Consider the following 16,648-nt stretch of genomic DNA (forward strand, 5'->3'; position numbering starts at 1 on the left):
TTATGAAACCTTTGTTCAGATTCTTTGCGTTCGTTGCCGCCGTCGCTTTCGTCGCGTGCGACAACTTCGACCAGAGCGCCACGAAGTTCGACAATGTCGTCTTCCTCGATGTCTCCAAGACTTCGGAGGTGCAGCCCACTACGTTCAACAACATGACGCCCGTTCTGGAGCGTTCGTTGCAGGCTAATTTGGCGTTTCCCGTCGCGTCCGATACCGAGGTGTCCCTCGCTGTCGACCCGTCGCTCGTCGCTGCTTACAACGCGCGGTTCCGGACCGATTGGCCCATGCTCGACAGCAAGTTCTACGAGCTTTCGGCCGACCGGGTCGTCATTCCCGCCGGCAAGACCGTTTCCGACGTCGTCACGCTGCGGCTCCACGACCTCATGGGCCAGGGCGAGCAGCAGGAGGGTGCCTTGCCCATCAACGAGACCTACCTCTTGCCCGTGCGTATCGCCCGTTCGTCCATGGCCGTGTTGGGTGGTTCGGATGTCGCTTATTACGTCGTCAAGCGTTCGTCGGCCATCACCGTCGCCGCGCAGCTCACCGACAATTGGATCGAGTTCCCCTCGCTCGACAAGTATTCGCCCAATAGCATGATTTTCAACGGGCTTACGGCCGTCACTTACGAGGCGTTGGTCTATTTCGACGAGTTCGCCAAGCAGAATCCCCAGGGCGCTCCCGTCAGCATTTCGTCCCTCATGGGCGTCGAGCAGTATCTCCTTCTGCGCGTCGGCGACACCAACTTCGAGCGTCAGCAGTTGCAGTTCGACGGTTCGGGCAGCGGCGCCGGGTTCGGTAAGTTCCCCGGCAGCGACGTCACCAAGAACCTCGAGCCCGGCCGTTGGTACCACATCGCCTGCACCTACGACCAGGCCGCCCGCACCGTGCGCATCTTCGTCGACGGGCAGATTCAGAGCGAGGCCGTCGGCGTCGGTGTCTCGACCCAGAGCGAGGAGAACCGCATCAACCTCGCCATGCGCGCCCTCTACAATCTGTGGGACACGGCTTCCGAGGCCGACAAACCGCAGTACGAGGACAAGAAGTACAATACGTTGGCCGCCGCTTACCAGTTCTTCATCGGGCGTTCCTACGACGATTACCGCCCCCTGAACGGCAAGATCGCCGAAGCGCGCGTGTGGTCCGTGGCCCGTACGCCCGAGCAGATTTGGGAGTGCATGTACGACGTCGAGAACCCCAAGGACGACCCTACGCTCATCGGCTACTGGAAATTCAACGAAAACAAAGGTAACACCATCAAGGATTATTCAAAATACGGCAACGACGGCGTCGCCAAGTACGACATCGTTTGGCCGGCAGGCATCGAAATTCCCGAAATCAACAAGACGGAGGAATAAATTATGAAAACCAATTACATCCAGTCCCTTTTCGCCGCATTCTTGTGCGCGGCGGCGTGCGCGGGCTTCACCGCGTGCGAATCCGATACCATCGAAACTTCGGGCGGCAAGAAGCCCGACCAGGAGGCTTTGCAGAACGTCTACGGCAAGTTGCGCAGTGGTGCCACGGCCGGCAATACGGTCAGCGTCCTGCTCGCCGAGGGCGAGGGTTCGGGCATCAGCACCTTCTATTTCCAGCAGACCAAGCCCGCCGCCGATGCCGTCACGCTCGCCGCCCGTGGCGATGCTTCGCTCGCCGACGCTTACAACGAGGCCGAGGAGACCGAGCGGACCGTGCTTCCCGCCCAGAACTACGAGTTTCCCGACGGGGCGTCGCTCGACCTTTCCAAGGATACGCAGCGTTCCGTCTACAAGCGCATCCGCTTCCTCGCTTCCGGGCTCACCCCCGGTGAATACGTCCTTCCGCTCACCGTCGCCGAGGAGGGTATGCCCGACGACGCCAAAACGCTCTACTATAATATAACGGTCCGTCAGCCCCAGATCGGCGATACCGAACTCCACAAGGGCGACGACCTCTTTTTCGTCTTCTACATCAACACCGACCAATACCAGCCCCTGCTCGTGGACGAATACTTCATGCAAAAAGAAGTGCAAAAAGAGCAATACGGCGGTCAGTCGTGGTATAACCTCATCGGCAACATCATCAACTTGCGGACCGTGCGGCTCGACCGCGAGGCCGAATCGGGCCGCGCCATCCTCAGTCTGGGCGACGACATGACCTATGTGCTCGGACAGGCCGTCAAATACATCCGTCCCTTGCAGGACAAGGGGCGCAAAGTCTGCATCTCGATCGAGGGCGCCGGCTCGGGGCTGGGCTTCTGCAACCTCACCGACGCACAGATCGCCGACTTCACGGCGCAGGTCAAGACCGTTATCGACTCCTACCAGCTCGACGGCATCAACCTTTGGGACCGCAATTCCGGTTACGGCAAGGAGGGGATGCCTGCCATGAATACCACCTCCTATCCCAAACTCATCAAGTCCCTGCGCGAAGCGCTGGGCACCGAAAAACTGCTTACCGTCACGGTTTACGACCGTCCGACGGAAACTTTCCACGACGTGGACGCCTGCGGCGGTATCGCCGTCGGCGATTATATCGACTATGCCTGGTCGGGCTACAATTCCAACAAGGAAGCTCCCCAGCTGCTCGACCCGTGGCACCCCACCGAGACCTATGTTTCGGCCTATACTCAGAAACCGATTGCGAACCTTCCGGCGGAACGGTTCGGCTGCATAAATTTCCCCTTCTACCCGGAAGCGGAATCCGAAGAAGAAGCCATGATGCAAGACCCCGCCGAGGTCTTGTCTGAGTGGGTTGAAACTGAATACAAACCTAATAATATAATGGTGTTCGCCGATTTGCGCACCAATCTTCAAGACGGCTATGAGGGTATTTGGGATGGTGCGTTTAGTACATATTGTGATTGTATGGATATAAACAGTCGCACTTATCAGGGTCGTCGCAACGGTCTTAGCTATAACTTCGACCTGAACCGCGGGCTCGGAAATTATCCTGAAAAAGGCGGATATGGTAAGTGGCTGAAAGACTGGAAGTAACGAATCATTCAAACAAAGAAAGGAGGAAGCCTATGAAAAAATAACGAAGAAAAATTTGCAGAGATGAAATTTTATTGCTAATTTTATCTCAGCAATAGAAAACAAGGTTGATCAGCCTAACAAAAATTCATTATTTTAATTTTTTCACTAACCTTTTTCAACTACTATGAAACGCAATTTATTTTTTGCAGCAACCATGCTGCTCGCAGCGGCCGTATCGTGCCAGAAAGCCGAACCGCTTGCAGAAACCGATGCTGCCAATGCAGCCCTGACGCGTGCTTACAACATGACGCCCAAGATTACTATCTATGTGGAGACCAACGACGTCAACCCGCTCAACGCTGGCGACTACCTCCTTTCCGACGGTACGCCCTATGCCAGCATCGTGGAGCTCTTCGCGTCGAACATCCATGCGGAGACCGTCGGCGGCATCGTGCGTCCGACGCTCTATCTCAACGACAAGATGACCAACCTGCTCGAAAATGGCGGTGCGGAGAAGTACATCAAGCCCCTGCAGGACAAGGGTATCAAGGTGCTGCTCACCGTGCTGGGCGACTGGGCCGGTATCGGCCTGGCCAACATGAACGACACGCAGGCCGAGCAGTTCGCCAAGATTCTGGCCTACGCTGTTGAGAAGTACGGGCTGGACGGTATCGGTTTCGACGATGAGTATGCCAACTATTCGACGGCTCTTGTTCGCGGTTCGTTCGGCAACATCATCACCAAACTGCGCGGTCTGATGCCCGCTGACAAGCTCATTACGGTATTCCAGTATGGTAACTGCGGCGCATCGCAAATCGACGCTGCTGCCGGTGCGCTTATCGACTATGTGTATACCAATTTCTCGCCGTATAATACGGGTATCGGTGTTGCCGGTGTGACCAAGACGCATTATGCTCCGATTGCCATTAACTTGGGTTCTTACTATACGACGAGTGCAATTAATAATTATGGCGATAATGCCTATAAGGCAGAACAAAATGGTTACGGTGCTATCATGCACTTCAACCTGCGCACGAAGTCTGACCGTGACCCGCTGAAGTTGTTCAACGCTATCGCCGACGGTGCTTACGGCGAAACCGTAACCTGCGAAAACGGTAACCGTCCGCAGGATTGGACTTTCGTCCCCGGTGGTTTCACTATCTCCATCGACGACGTTCAGTAGTCTGTCCCTCTTTTTTCACGGCCCGGTCTCCCCGGGCCGTTTTTGTTTGTCTTCGCCCCGTCACACCGCCCGTCACACCGTCACACCGTCGCCCGTTTTGTCATTCTGAGCATCGCGAAGAATCTGTTTTCCGCCCGCCCCGTCACACACCCTTGTTTCTCACCCCGCGCGCCGTTTCCCGCCCTCCTGCGCTCCGACCGTATTCTTTTGCCGCTTTTTGTTCCGGCAAAAAGCGGCGGAAAAACCTCTCCTCACAGACGTCTCCGCCTACTACGGACGGACTAAAAGCTACTTCGGGCGCCTGACGCGGGTTTGCAAGCAAACCGGCCCCTACGTCGACGCTTTTAATCCGTCCTACGCCTAACGGCTCTGACGTCGAGTGAGGACTTTTTATTCTCAACACACATCGCCCGCTTCGTTTTTTTTGCCCCGTCATTCTGAGCCCTCCTCCCTGTCATTCTGAGCGTAGCGAAGAATCTGTTTTCCGCCCCTCTCGCCGCTTTTCTTTGTTTTGTCGTTGCTTTCCTCGTCTCATATCCGTTCCGCGTTATTTTGCCCCTTTCTGTGTTTTTTTGCCGCATTCTTGCTTGACCCCTTGCCCGTTCATCCCTCACGCGACCATTTTCTCGCCCTCCTGCGTTACGACGTCGAATGAGGACTTTTTATTCCCGCCACACGCTTCCCGCCCGCGCCGCACCCCCCCCCTGCATTGTTTCCGCCCTGCACTCCCCTCCACCTCGGCCGGCCGCCACCCCCCCCCAGTGGACGCTCGCAGCCCCTGCGCCTTGGCACCCGCCTGTTACATCTGTACCCCTTCCAAAAAAAACGTTTTTTTTGAGGGTATTTCGGCCTTGTTTTTGTCGGAAATTCCTCTTATACTTGTCGTGCCGACCTCTCTACAAAATATATATTTTTACAAATATATATTGTCATACAATAACTATTTGTATGCAAGAAAACATTGCATGCCTTGGAGGGGCTTCTCGCGGGGGTGGAGGGGTGTTTTCGCGCGAGCCCTTTTTCAAGGGTCCGCGAGGGCTCCGAAACGGCTTTTTGTGGGGGTCCTCAGCGCACCGGAATGGCCGGAATGGCCGGAATGGCCGGACGGGTGGGCGAGGACGGAGGGCGGGGCGCAGAAACGGGGAGGGAAACAGATTCATCGGTGGGCCGGGGCGCAGAAACGGGGAGGGAAACAGATTCTTCGGTGGGCCGGGGCCCTCCTCAGAATGACAGAAAGGGGCTCAGAATGACAGAGCGGGGCGGGGATGGCAGGAGAGCAGAACGGCATGCGGCCAGGTGGCAGGAGGTAAAAATAACGTGAGGGAGAAGCACGCAAAGGCGGGAAGCCGCTCGGAGAGACGAAGACAGCCCGGGGTAGGCCCCGGGCTGCACATACGCAAAACCGCCTTGGGCGGCTATCTGCTGCCGACGATTTCTTCCAACTCGTCGACGGTGATGGGGATTCGGCGGTCGCCGATGAACCGACATCCGCCGTTGGTGACGAGCAGGTCGTCCTCGATGCGGACGCCGCCGAAATTACGGAGACTTTCGAGCATGTCGTAATCGACGATGCCCCGGTAGAGCCGTTCGGTGCGGCACTTGTCGATGAGCGCGGGGATGAAGTAGAGCCCGGGCTCGTCGGTCATGACGCTGCCGGGACGGAGCTTCCAGGCGGCGCGATAGATACACGTACCCGATGCGGCGGCACGCCCGGCGATGGAGGCGAAGTCGAACGAGCGCTCGCCCATGGCCTCGCAGTCGTGGACGTCGAGCCCGAGCCCGTGGCCGAGCCCGTGGGGCATGAAGAGGGTCATGGCGCCCGCGGCGACGGCGTCTTCGGCCGAACCCTTGAGCAGACCGATGCCCGCGAGCCCCTCGGCGAGCTTGAGGTAGGCGGCGCGGTGGATGTCGGAATACATCATCCCGGCGTGGACGATGGCGGCGACGTGGTCGTGGGCTTCGAGGACGATCTGATAGATTTCGCGCTGGATGGGTGTGAAACGCCCGCTGACGGGGTAAGTGCGCGTGTGGTCCGAACAATAATTGTCGAGCCCCTCGCCGCCCGCGTCGCAGAGGAGCAGGCGCCCGGCTTCCAACACGCCGTCGGACCGGAGGTTGTGGAGCGTCTCGCCGTGCTGCGAGACGATGGAGGGGAACGACACGCCGAGCCCGGCCGACTTGGCGACGCCCTCGATGGCACCCGCTATCTGCCGCTCGACGACGCCCGGACGGCACATCCGCATGGCGAGGGTGTGCATGTCGTAACCGATGCGGAAAGCACGCTCGAGGGCCTCGATTTCCTCGGGGCTCTTGACCTCGCGCATCTCGGCGACGGCGAACATGAGGTCGACGGACTTGTAATCGTGGAGCAACGCGGGGGCGATGCCGAGCAAGCCGGAGAGCTGCAACCGGGTTTCGCCGCGGTAAGGGGGCAGGAAGTGGATGCGCCGACCGAGGGCGACAGCCTTGCGGAGGCGCTGTTCGAGCTCGGCGAGGGGATAGGTATGGGCGACCCCGACCTGGGCGCCCAACTCGCTGAGCGACGGCTGCGGCCCGGTCCAGATGATGTCGTCGACGGTGAAGTCGTCGCCGAAGAGCATGTCGTCGCCCGAATCGGTGTCGAGGAGCCCGACCAACGCGGGAGCGTTCAACCCGAAGAAGTAGAGGAACGACGAATCCTGCCGGAAATAATAAGCGTTGTTGGGATAATTGTTGGGCGAGGGGAGGTTGCCCGGCAGGAGGACGAGCCCCCCGCCGATGCGGGCGCGCAGCTCGGCGCGCCGTGCGGAATAGGTCTGAGCGGAAAACATGGCTGAGAACGTTAGATGACGATGTTGATGATTTTGCCGGGGACGACGATGACCTTTTTGGGAGCCTTGCCGTCGAGCCACTTCTGAGCTTCGGGGAGCGTGACGACGTCGGCCTGGATGTCGGCGGGCGCGGCGGAGGCGGGGTACTCCTTCTTGAAACGGAGCTTGCCGTTGATGGAAACGGGGTACTCGAAAGCGCTCAACGCGAGGTATTTCTCGTCGAACTCGGGGCAGGCGGCGTCGCAGACCGACCCGCTGTGGCCGAGGACCTCCCACAACTCCTCGGCGATGTGCGGCGCGAACGGCGCGAGCAGGACGACGAGGGGTTCGAGGACGGCGCGCTTGGAACAGTCGCCCAACTCGTTGAGACAAATCATGAAAGCGGCGACCGAGGTGTTGAACGAGAAATTCTCGATGTCGTCGGTGACTTTCTTGATGGTCTTGTGGAGCGTGCGGAGCTCCTTGTCGGTGGCGGGCTCGTCGGAGAGCAGCAGACGGCCGTCGCGGTCGAAGAAGAGCCGCCAGAACCGCCGCAGGAACTTGTGGACGCCGTCGATGCCGTTGGTGTCCCACGGCTTGGACTGCTCCAGAGGCCCGAGGAACATTTCGTACATGCGCAGCGTGTCGGCGCCGTAGTTGTCGACGATGTAATCGGGATTGACGACGTTGTACATCGACTTGGACATCTTCTCGACGGCCCACCCGCAGACGTACTTGCCGTCCTCGAGGATGAACTCGGCATCGTGGAAGTCGGGCATCCAGCGGCGGAACGCTTCGGTGTCGAGGATGTCGTTCCTGACGATGTTGACGTCGACGTGGATTTCCTGCGTGTCGTACTGGTCTTTGAGCCCGAGCGAGACGAACTTGTTGGTCCCGACGACGCGATAGACGAAGTTGGAGCGGCCCTGGATCATGCCCTGGTTGACGAGCTTGCGGAACGGTTCCTCCTCGCAGACGTGGCCGAGGTCGTAGAGGAACATGTTCCAGAAACGCGAGTACATGAGGTGACCCGTGGCGTGCTCGATGCCGCCGACGTAGAGGTCGACCGAACGCCAGTAATCGTTGGCTTCGCGGCCCACGAGCGCGCTGTCGTTGTGCGGGTCCATGTAACGCAGGTAGTAGGCCGACGACCCGGCGAATCCGGGCATGGTGGAGAGCTCGTAGGGGCAGCCCTCGGGGGTGCACCAGCCCTTGACGCGCGCCAGCGGCGGCTCGCCCTCGGCCGTGGGACCGAAGTTCTCGATGGGGGGCAGCTCCAACGGGAGTTTGTCGGCGGCGAGGGGATAGGCCACATCGTCCTTGTAATAGACGGGAAACGGCTCGCCCCAGTAACGCTGGCGCGAGAAGATGGCGTCGCGCAGGCGGTAATTGACCAGCCGCTTGCCCAGGCCGCGGCGCTCGACCTCGTCGAACATGAGACCGATGGCCTCCTTGACATCCTTGCCGTTGAGGAAATCGGAGTTGATCATCCGGCCCTCCTTGGCGTCGTAGGACTCCTTTTCGAGGTCGCCGCCCTCGACCACCGGCACGATGTCGAGCCCGAAGTGGCGGGCGAAAGCGTAGTCGCGCGAATCGTGGGCCGGGACGGCCATGATGGCCCCCGTGCCGTAACCGGCGAGCACGTAATCGGAAATATAGATGGGAATGGCCTTGCCGGTGAACGGATTGACGGCGAAGGAACCTGTCGCCACGCCGCTGACGCGTCGCGTTTCGGCGATGCGCTCGCGCTCGGACCGCTTCTTGGCCTGGGCGATGTACTCCTCGACGGCGGCGCGGTTCTCGGGCGTGGTGAGCTCGCCGACCCACTCGTGCTCGGGAGCGATGACCATGAACGTGACGCCGAAGATGGTGTCGGGGCGCGTGGTGAAGATTTCGAGCTTGCGGTCCGAACCCTCGATGTCGAAGAAGACCTGCGCGCCGACCGAACGGCCGATCCAGTTGCGCTGGATTTCCTTGAGCGAATCGCTCCAGGCGAGCTTGTCGAGACCGTCGAGCATACGCTGGGCGTAGGCCGTGACGCGGAGCAGCCACTGCTTCATGCGCTTCTGCTCGACGGGGAAGCCGCCGCGGACCGAAAGCCCGTCGCGCACCTCGTCGTTGGCGAGCACGGTGCCCAGCTGCGGACACCAGTTGCCCATCGTGTCGGCGCGGTAGGCGAGCCGATAGTTCTGCAAAACCTGCTCTTTCTCGGCTTCGCTCTTGGCGTTCCACTCGTCGGCCGTGAAGCGCATCTCGACGGTGCAGGCGGCGTTGAGCCCCTCGTTGCCGTATTTGGAAAAGGCTTCGACGAGCTCTGCGATGGGCCGTGCCTGCTGTGTGTCGTTGCAGTAGTAGTGGCTGTACATTTCGAGGAACGCCCACTGCGTCCACTTGTAGTAGGCCGGGTCGCAGGTGCGCACCTCGCGGTCCCAGTCGAACGAAAAACCGATTTTGTCGAGCTGCTCGCGGTAGCGGGCGATGTTGCGCTCGGTCGTGACGGCGGGGTGCTGTCCGGTCTGGATGGCGTACTGCTCGGCGGGCAGGCCGAATGCGTCGTAACCCATGGGGTGCAGCACGTTGAATCCCTTGAGCCGCTTGTAGCGCGAATAGATGTCCGAGGCGATGTAGCCCAGCGGATGGCCGACGTGGAGCCCGGCCCCCGAGGGGTAGGGGAACATGTCGAGGACGTAGAACTTGGGACGCGCGGGGTCGGCGGCGACGCGGTAGGTGCCGCGCTCTTTCCAGCGCTGCTGCCATTTGGCTTCGATCTGTCTGAAATCGTATTCCATTGTATCGGTAGGATTATATTATGCTCAATGTCCGACAAAAATACGGAAAACTTTCGGAATAAGAGCAATCCGGGCCATATTTCGCGATTTGCGGTTCTTTGGCGGGATGCGAATCCGGAGGGCTTCTGCAGGTGTGGTCATGCGCAGAATGGCAGGGGTTGTCCGTTGGGTTCAATCGTTTTGTTTTCAATCAATTGCATATTTTATAATAATCCGGGATTATTGTTTTGTAAATTCTATAAATAAAAAGAATAACAAAAATCGCGAAAAGCCCGGAAATCGGCGCAAAAAGATGCGCCTATATATTGTATTTCAAAAAAAATGCGTACCTTTGCAGTCCATTTTGGACAATGGAAATAGAGTTTAACCACTTAAAGGACAGTTTAAGAAATGCCAACTATTCAACAGTTAGTGAGAAACGGCCGTCTGGCGCTGGAGGACAAATCGAAGTCTCCCGCACTGGCCGCGTGTCCCCAGCGTCGCGGCGTGTGCACCCGTGTGTACACCACGACCCCCAAGAAGCCTAACTCGGCTATGCGCAAGGTGGCACGTGTGCGTCTGACCAACGGCAAGGAAGTCAACGCCTACATCCCGGGCGAAGGCCACAACCTCCAGGAGCACTCGATCGTGCTGGTACGCGGCGGTCGTGTGAAGGACCTCCCCGGTGTGCGCTATCACCTGGTGCGCGGTGCACTCGACTCGGCCGGTGTGGACGGTCGCCGTCAGCGCCGCTCGAAGTACGGAGCCAAACGGCCCAAGGCCGCGGCGAAATAAACCCGCGGACGGAGCAACAACTCAACCTTAGGTTTCCGGAGGGCGCGGCCCGAAGACGGAAACGACACAAGAAAACACAACATTTCAAATAGCAATGAGAAAAGCTAAGCCAAAAAAGCGAATTCTACTTCCGGATCCGAAGTTCGGCGACGTGGCAGTGACCCGTTTCGTGAACAACCTTATGCTGGATGGTAAGAAGAGTATTGCCTACACCATTTTTTACGATGCCCTGGAGCTCGTAGGCAAGAAGATGAAGGATGCTGACAAATCTCCGCTGGAAATCTGGAAACAGGCTCTGGAGAACATCACGCCCCAAGTCGAAGTGAAATCGAAGCGTATCGGTGGCGCGACGTTCCAGGTTCCCATGGAGGTTCGTCCGGAGCGCAAGATTTCTATTTCCATGAAAAACCTTGTCCTCTTTTCCCGCAAGCGCGCCGGCAAGACGATGGCAGAGAAGCTTTCCGCCGAAATAGCGGATGCCTACAACCAGCAGGGTGCCGCCTTCAAACGCAAGGAGGAGATGCACCGCATGGCCGAGGCCAACAAGGCGTTCGCACATTTCAGATTCTAAAAAGGAGACCCGAAGATGGCTATCAGAGATTTACACTATACGCGTAATATCGGCATCATGGCCCACATCGACGCCGGTAAGACCACGACATCGGAGCGTATCCTTTTCTACACGGGCAAGACCCACAAAATCGGCGAGGTGCACGAGGGCGGCGCTACCATGGACTGGATGGTCCAGGAGCAGGAGCGCGGTATCACCATCACCTCGGCCGCCACGACGGCTTTCTGGCAGTACAAGGACCACCAGTACCAGATCAACCTGATCGACACCCCGGGACACGTCGACTTCACGGTCGAGGTGGAGCGCTCGCTGCGCGTGCTCGACGGCGCGATCGCCACGTTCTGCGCCGTGGGCGGCGTGGAGCCCCAGTCGGAGACCGTATGGCGTCAGGCTGACAAGTACAACGTTCCCCGTATCGGTTACGTCAACAAGATGGACCGCACGGGCGCCGACTTCCTCGCAGTCTGCGCGCAGATCAAGGAGCACTTCGGCGCTACGGCGCTTCCCGTCGTGCTGCCCATCGGTGCCGAGGACAAGTTCGAGGGTCTGGTAGACCTTATATATAATAACGCGATCTACTACTTCGACGACAAGACCGTCCGCGACAACTTCGAGCTGAAGGAGATCCCCGCGTCGATGGCTGCCGAGGCCGCCGAGTGGCGCGCCAAGCTCATCGAGGAGGTCGCCGCTACCGACGACGCGCTGATGGAGAAATTCTTCGAGGATCCCGATTCGATCACCCCCGAAGAGCTGCTCGTCGCCATCCGCAAGGCCACCATCTCCATGCAGATCGTGCCGATGCTCTGCGGCTCGTCGTTCCACAACAAGGGCGTGCAGAAGCTGCTCGACTACGTGATGGCCTTCCTGCCCTCGCCGCTCGACGTTCCCGCCGTGACGGGTATGAACCCCAAGACCGAGGAGGAGGAGACCCGCAACGCTTCGGAGGCCGATCCGTTCTGCGGTCTGGCGTTCAAGATCGCTACCGACCCCTTCGTGGGCCGTCTGGCTTTCGTCCGCGTCTACTCGGGTAAGCTCGACGCCGGTTCCTACGTGCTCAACGCACGCAGCGGCAAGCGCGAGCGCATCAGCCGCATCTACCAGATGCACGCCAACAAGCAGAACCCGATGGAGACCGTTACGGCCGGCGACATCTGTGCTGCCGTAGGTTTCAAGGAGATCCGCACGGGCGATACGCTCTGCGCCGAGAACGCTCCGATCGTACTCGAGCAGATGACCTTCCCCGAGCCGGTGATCGGTCTGGCCGTAGAGCCCAAGACGCAGAAGGACCTCGACAAGCTGGGTATCGCGCTGGGCAAGCTGGCCGAAGAGGACCCCACCTTCACGGTACACACCGACGAGGATTCGGGTCAGACCGTCATCAGCGGTATGGGTGAGCTCCACCTCGACATCATCGTCGACCGTCTGCGTCGCGAGTTCGGCGTGGAGATCAACCAGGGTGCTCCCCAGGTTAACTACAAGGAGTCGCTCACCAAGACGGTTCAGCACCGCGAGGTCTTCAAGAAGCAGACCGGCGGTCGCGGTAAGTTCGCCGACATCATCTTCGAGATCGGTCCGGCCGACGACGGCCAGATGGGTCTGACGTTCGTCGATCAGGTCAAGGGCGGTAACATCCCCAAGGAGTTCATCCCCGCCGTGCAGAAGGGCTTCGCTTCGGCGATGGACAACGGTGCGCTGGCCGGCTACAAGATGGACTCGATGAAGATCACGCTGCTCGACGGTTCGTTCCACCCCGTCGACTCCGACCAGCTCTCGTTCGAGATCGCTGCCCGCAACGGCTATCGTGCCGCCGCTCCCAAGGCCGGTTCGGTCATCATGGAGCCCGTCATGTCGGTCGAGGTCGTAACTCCCGAGGAGAACATGGGTGACATCATCGGCGACCTGAACAAGCGCCGCGGTCAGATCACCGGCATGGAGTCGAAGGGTACGGCCCGCGTGGTGAAGGCCAAGGTCCCCCTGTCGGAGATGTTCGGCTACGTGACCGTGCTGCGCACGATCTCGTCGGGCCGTGCTACGTCGTCGATGGAGTTCTCGCACTTCGAGGAGGTTCCCGCCAACCTGGCCAAGGAGATCATCGAGAAAGCGAGTGGTAAACGTAAGGATATAGAATAAGCAAACGATATGAGCCAGAAAATCAGAATCAAGTTAAAGTCTTTCGATCACAATCTGGTGGACAAGTCCGCCGAGAAGATTGTGAAGACCGTCAAGAGCACGGGCGCCGTAGTCAGCGGCCCCGTGCCCCTGCCCACCCACAAGCAGATCTTTACGGTAAACCGCTCGACCTTCGTCAACAAGAAGGCCCGCGAGCAGTTCCAGCTCTGCACCTTCAAGCGTATCCTCGACATCTACTCGTCGACGCCCAAGACGATCGACGCGCTGATGAAGCTCGAGCTCCCCTCGGGCGTCGAGGTCGAGATCAAGGTGTGATGCGCCTCTGCGTAGACTGAAAACGATCACTTTTACATAACAAACAAACGACAACAAATGTCAGGACTTATTGGAAAGAAAATCGGAATGACTTCCGTTTACAGTGCCGAGGGTAAGAACATACCATGCACTGTCATCGAGGCTGGTCCGTGCGTTGTTACGCAAATCAAGACCGTGGAGAAGGACTCCTACGAAGCGGTCCAGGTTGCCTATGACGAGAAAAGTGAAAAGCACACCACCAGCAGTTTGTTAGGTCACTTCAAGAAAGCCGGCACCACCCCCAAGCGCAAGATGGCCGAGTTCAAGGGGATGCCCGAGGTGAACCTGGGCGACACGCTCACCGTCGACATGTTCTCGGAGGAGGACTGGGTGGACGTGACCGGGATCTCGAAGGGCAAGGGCTTCCAGGGCGTCGTCAAGCGCCACGGCTTCGGCGGCGTGGGCGGTCAGACCCACGGTCAGCACAACCGTCAGCGCAAGCCCGGTTCGCTGGGCGCATCGTCCTATCCTTCGCGCGTCTTCAAGGGCAAGCGTCTGCCCGGCCAGATGGGCGGCGAGCAGGTCAAGGTGCTCAACCTGCGTGTATTGAAAGTTATTCCCGAGAGCAACCTCATTCTGGTGAAGGGTTCGATTCCGGGTGCAAAAGGTGCTTATTTAACGATTGAGAAGTAGTATGGAATTAGCTGTATTGAACACCCAGGGACAAGAGACGGGTCGTAAGGTAACCCTTTCGGATGCCGTCTTCGGCGTGGAGGCTAATGACCACGCGATCTACCTCGACGTGAAGCAGTACCTCGCCGACCAGCGTCAGGGCACGCACAAGGCCAAGCAGCGCAACGAAGTTGCCGGCTCGACCCGCAAGCTCAAGCGCCAGAAGGGTACCGGCGGCGCACGCTGCGGCTCGATCCTCTCGCCCCTCTTCCCGGGCGGCGGCCGCGTGTTCGGTCCCGTACCCCGCGACTACCGCTTCAAGCTCAACAAGAAGCTCAAGCAGCTGGCTCGTCGCAGCGCGCTGACCTACAAGGCTCAGGGCGGCGCCATCACCATCATCGAGACCCTCTCGCTGGAGGCTCCCAAGACCAAGACGGTCGTGGCTCTGGCCGAGGCGCTGAAGGTGGCCGACAAGAAGGTGCTGCTCGTGCTCCCCGAGACGAACGTCAACCTGCAACTCTCGTGCCGCAACATCCCCAACGTTCTTCCCGTTCTGGCGCAGAACCTCTGCACCTACGACGTGATGAACGCATCGGCCATCGTGATGGTGGAGGGCGCCGAGAATGTACTCAATGAGATGTTAGCTTAAAAACGCAAGTTACAATGGACATTATTATTAAGCCGGTTTTGACCGAGAAAATGACGATTCAGGGCGAAAAGTTGAATCGCTACGGTTTTATCGTTGACGTGCGGGCTAACAAGCTGCAGATTCGCAATGCCGTAGAGCAGATGTACAATGTCGTGGTGACGGACGTGAACACCGTCAACTACATGGGCAAGCTCAAGAGCCGCTACACGAAGGCGGGTCTCCTGGAGGGTCGCGCCAACAACTTCAAGAAGGCGATCGTGACTCTGAAGGAGGGTGACAAGATCGATTTTTACAGTAATATCTAACGAAGATGGCAGTAAGAAAATTTAAGCCTGTAACCGCAGGTACGAGACATAAGATCATCGGCACGTTCGACGAGATCACGACGAACAAACCCGAAAAGTCGCTGTTGAGCCCCAAGAAAAGCTCGGGCGGTCGCAACAGCGACGGCAAGATGACGGTCCGCTACATCGGCGGCGGTCACAAGCAGATGTATCGTATGGTCGACTTCAAGCGTTCGAAGGACGGCATCGCTGCAACTGTAAAATCGATCGAGTACGACCCCAATCGTACGGCTCGCATTGCGCTTCTGGTGTACGCCGACGGTGTGAAGAGCTACATCATCGCACCCAATGGCCTGAAGGTAGGCCAGACCGTCATGAGCGGCGCCGGTGTCGCTCCCGAGGTGGGCAACACGCTCTTCCTGAGCGAGATCCCCCTGGGTACGGTCATCCACAACATCGAACTCTACCCGGGCCAGGGCGCCGCGATGGCGCGTTCGGCCGGCTCGTATGCACAGCTGCTGGCACGCGAAGGCAAATTCGCCATCATCAAGCTGCCCAGCGGTGAGACTCGTATGGTACTCGTAACCTGCCGCGCCACGGTGGGTGTGGTCTCCAACGTGGACCACAACCTCGAAAGCTCGGGCAAGGCAGGTCGCGAACGTTGGCTCGGCCGTCGTCCGCGCAACCGTGGTGTCGTGATGAACCCGGTGGATCACCCGATGGGTGGTGGCGAAGGTCGTGCGTCGGGTGGTCACCCGCGTTCGCGCAAGGGTCTTCTGGCTAAGGGTTACAAGACGCGCAACCCGAAGAAGACGACCTCGAAGTTTATTATTTCCCGTAAGAAAAAATAATTAAATAAGAGTACATAATGAGCCGTTCACTGAAAAAAGGACCGTTTATCGACCCCAAGCTGGAGGCGAAAGTCGTCGCCCAGGCCGAAGGGAGCAAGAAGTCGGTAATCAAGACATGGTCACGTGCAAGTATGATCTCGCCCGACTTCGTGGGTCAGACGATCGCCGTTCACAACGGAAACAAGTTCATTCCGGTGTATGTGACGGAGAACATGGTAGGGCACAAGCTCGGCGAGTTTGCCCCTACGCGCAACTTCCGCGGTCATGCAGGTAACAAGAAAAAATAGGTAGAAAATGGGTGCAAGAAAAGCAATAAGAGCCGAGAAAATCAAGGCTGAGAAGAAGCAGAAGGCAATCGCCGTCATGCGCGATTGTCCCACCTCTCCCCGCAAGATGCGCCTGGTGGCCGACATCATCCGCGGCGTGGAGATCAACAAGGCGCTGGGCATCCTCCGCTATTCGAAGAAGGAGGCCTCGATCCGCATGGAGAAGCTCCTCAAGTCGGCCATCGCCAACTGGGAGGCCAAGAACGAGGGCGAGCGTCTGGAGGATGCAACGCTCTGCGTCAAGGAGGTGTTCGTCGACGGCGGTCGCATGCTCAAGCGTATCCAGGCTGCGCCGCAGGGCCGTGCGCACCGCATCCGCAAGCGCTCGAACCACGTGACGATCGTAGTTGACAAAATGGTAACCGTAGAAAACAAGTAATCA

At 58.7% G+C, this 16,648-nt stretch carries 15 protein-coding genes; 13 read left to right on the forward strand and 2 right to left on the reverse strand.

Features of this window, described 5'->3' with window-relative positions; genetic code table 11:
• Positions 1-2: 2 nt before the first annotated feature.
• The 3 genes from QVG21_RS07100 to QVG21_RS07110 all read left to right on the forward strand — a co-directional run bounded on the left by QVG21_RS07100 (position 3) and on the right by QVG21_RS07110 (position 4,137).
• Positions 3-1,355 carry a DUF1735 and LamG domain-containing protein gene (locus tag QVG21_RS07100; protein ID WP_251214462.1) on the forward strand — a complete coding sequence of 451 codons (1,353 nt, stop codon included), beginning with the start codon at positions 3-5 and terminating at the stop codon, positions 1,353-1,355.
• A 3-nt stretch (positions 1,356-1,358) separates the two neighbouring features.
• Complete coding sequence (locus QVG21_RS07105) at positions 1,359-2,972, forward strand: BT_3987 domain-containing protein (RefSeq protein ID WP_251214463.1); 1,614 nt, start codon at positions 1,359-1,361, stop codon at positions 2,970-2,972.
• A gap of 166 nt (positions 2,973-3,138) precedes the next feature.
• Entirely contained in the window at positions 3,139-4,137 is a 999-nt protein-coding gene (locus tag QVG21_RS07110) for a glycoside hydrolase family 18 protein (protein ID WP_287923461.1), read from the forward strand.
• Between the two features lie 1,415 nt (positions 4,138-5,552).
• Here the strand turns inward: QVG21_RS07110 and QVG21_RS07115 are convergent.
• Positions 5,553-6,947 (reverse strand): aminopeptidase P family protein, encoded by a 1,395-nt coding sequence (locus QVG21_RS07115; protein ID WP_287923464.1) that lies wholly within the window; start codon positions 6,945-6,947, stop codon positions 5,553-5,555.
• An 11-nt stretch (positions 6,948-6,958) separates the two neighbouring features.
• Positions 6,959-9,715: a leucine--tRNA ligase gene (leuS, locus tag QVG21_RS07120; protein ID WP_287923466.1), complete on the reverse strand. Its 2,757-nt coding sequence runs from the start codon at positions 9,713-9,715 to the stop codon at positions 6,959-6,961.
• A gap of 390 nt (positions 9,716-10,105) precedes the next feature.
• Here leuS and rpsL point away from each other — a divergent pair, with 390 nt between their 5' ends.
• The 10 genes from rpsL (at position 10,106) to rplV (ending at position 16,645) form a co-directional block, all read left to right on the forward strand.
• Positions 10,106-10,489 carry a 30S ribosomal protein S12 gene (gene rpsL, locus QVG21_RS07125; RefSeq protein ID WP_251214467.1) on the forward strand — a complete coding sequence of 128 codons (384 nt, stop codon included), beginning with the start codon at positions 10,106-10,108 and terminating at the stop codon, positions 10,487-10,489.
• Positions 10,490-10,583: 94 nt separating this feature from the next.
• Positions 10,584-11,060: a 30S ribosomal protein S7 gene (rpsG, locus tag QVG21_RS07130; protein WP_251214468.1), complete on the forward strand. Its 477-nt coding sequence runs from the start codon at positions 10,584-10,586 to the stop codon at positions 11,058-11,060.
• A gap of 15 nt (positions 11,061-11,075) precedes the next feature.
• Positions 11,076-13,190 (forward strand): elongation factor G, encoded by a 2,115-nt coding sequence (gene fusA, locus QVG21_RS07135; RefSeq protein ID WP_287923470.1) that lies wholly within the window; start codon positions 11,076-11,078, stop codon positions 13,188-13,190.
• A gap of 9 nt (positions 13,191-13,199) precedes the next feature.
• Positions 13,200-13,505 (forward strand): 30S ribosomal protein S10, encoded by a 306-nt coding sequence (gene rpsJ, locus QVG21_RS07140; RefSeq protein WP_148468460.1) that lies wholly within the window; start codon positions 13,200-13,202, stop codon positions 13,503-13,505.
• Between the two features lie 57 nt (positions 13,506-13,562).
• The gene (gene rplC, locus QVG21_RS07145) at positions 13,563-14,177 is read left to right on the forward strand and encodes a 50S ribosomal protein L3 (protein WP_148468461.1); all 615 of its coding nucleotides are present in this window, start codon (positions 13,563-13,565) and stop codon (positions 14,175-14,177) included.
• Position 14,178: 1 nt separating this feature from the next.
• Positions 14,179-14,805, forward strand: coding sequence for a 50S ribosomal protein L4 (rplD, locus tag QVG21_RS07150; protein WP_148468462.1), 627 nt, complete (start codon positions 14,179-14,181; stop codon positions 14,803-14,805).
• 14 nt (positions 14,806-14,819) lie between these two features.
• Entirely contained in the window at positions 14,820-15,110 is a 291-nt protein-coding gene (gene rplW / locus QVG21_RS07155; protein WP_148468463.1) for a 50S ribosomal protein L23, read from the forward strand.
• A gap of 5 nt (positions 15,111-15,115) precedes the next feature.
• The gene (gene rplB, locus QVG21_RS07160) at positions 15,116-15,940 is read left to right on the forward strand and encodes a 50S ribosomal protein L2 (protein ID WP_148468464.1); all 825 of its coding nucleotides are present in this window, start codon (positions 15,116-15,118) and stop codon (positions 15,938-15,940) included.
• Between the two features lie 17 nt (positions 15,941-15,957).
• Positions 15,958-16,227 (forward strand): 30S ribosomal protein S19, encoded by a 270-nt coding sequence (rpsS, locus tag QVG21_RS07165; RefSeq protein WP_148468465.1) that lies wholly within the window; start codon positions 15,958-15,960, stop codon positions 16,225-16,227.
• Positions 16,228-16,234: 7 nt separating this feature from the next.
• Positions 16,235-16,645 carry a 50S ribosomal protein L22 gene (gene rplV, locus QVG21_RS07170; protein ID WP_148468466.1) on the forward strand — a complete coding sequence of 137 codons (411 nt, stop codon included), beginning with the start codon at positions 16,235-16,237 and terminating at the stop codon, positions 16,643-16,645.
• Positions 16,646-16,648: the final 3 nt, after the last annotated feature.

Origin of the sequence: Alistipes sp. UBA6068, assembly GCF_949428155.1 — a bacterium.
Taxonomy (GTDB): domain Bacteria; phylum Bacteroidota; class Bacteroidia; order Bacteroidales; family Rikenellaceae; genus Alistipes; species Alistipes muris.

Coding starts and splice junctions, on each gene's coding strand:
- rpsG (WP_251214468.1), top strand. CDS start 10,584: ATGAGAAAAGCTAAGCCAAAAAAGCGAATTCTACTTCCGGATCCGAAG.
- QVG21_RS07100 (WP_251214462.1), top strand. CDS start 3: ATGAAACCTTTGTTCAGATTCTTTGCGTTCGTTGCCGCCGTCGCTTTC.
- rpsJ (WP_148468460.1), top strand. CDS start 13,200: ATGAGCCAGAAAATCAGAATCAAGTTAAAGTCTTTCGATCACAATCTG.
- fusA (WP_287923470.1), top strand. CDS start 11,076: ATGGCTATCAGAGATTTACACTATACGCGTAATATCGGCATCATGGCC.
- rpsL (WP_251214467.1), top strand. CDS start 10,106: ATGCCAACTATTCAACAGTTAGTGAGAAACGGCCGTCTGGCGCTGGAG.
- rplB (WP_148468464.1), top strand. CDS start 15,116: ATGGCAGTAAGAAAATTTAAGCCTGTAACCGCAGGTACGAGACATAAG.
- rplC (WP_148468461.1), top strand. CDS start 13,563: ATGTCAGGACTTATTGGAAAGAAAATCGGAATGACTTCCGTTTACAGT.
- leuS (WP_287923466.1), bottom strand. CDS start 9,715: ATGGAATACGATTTCAGACAGATCGAAGCCAAATGGCAGCAGCGCTGG.
- QVG21_RS07115 (WP_287923464.1), bottom strand. CDS start 6,947: ATGTTTTCCGCTCAGACCTATTCCGCACGGCGCGCCGAGCTGCGCGCC.
- rplV (WP_148468466.1), top strand. CDS start 16,235: ATGGGTGCAAGAAAAGCAATAAGAGCCGAGAAAATCAAGGCTGAGAAG.
- QVG21_RS07110 (WP_287923461.1), top strand. CDS start 3,139: ATGAAACGCAATTTATTTTTTGCAGCAACCATGCTGCTCGCAGCGGCC.
- rplD (WP_148468462.1), top strand. CDS start 14,179: ATGGAATTAGCTGTATTGAACACCCAGGGACAAGAGACGGGTCGTAAG.
- QVG21_RS07105 (WP_251214463.1), top strand. CDS start 1,359: ATGAAAACCAATTACATCCAGTCCCTTTTCGCCGCATTCTTGTGCGCG.
- rplW (WP_148468463.1), top strand. CDS start 14,820: ATGGACATTATTATTAAGCCGGTTTTGACCGAGAAAATGACGATTCAG.
- rpsS (WP_148468465.1), top strand. CDS start 15,958: ATGAGCCGTTCACTGAAAAAAGGACCGTTTATCGACCCCAAGCTGGAG.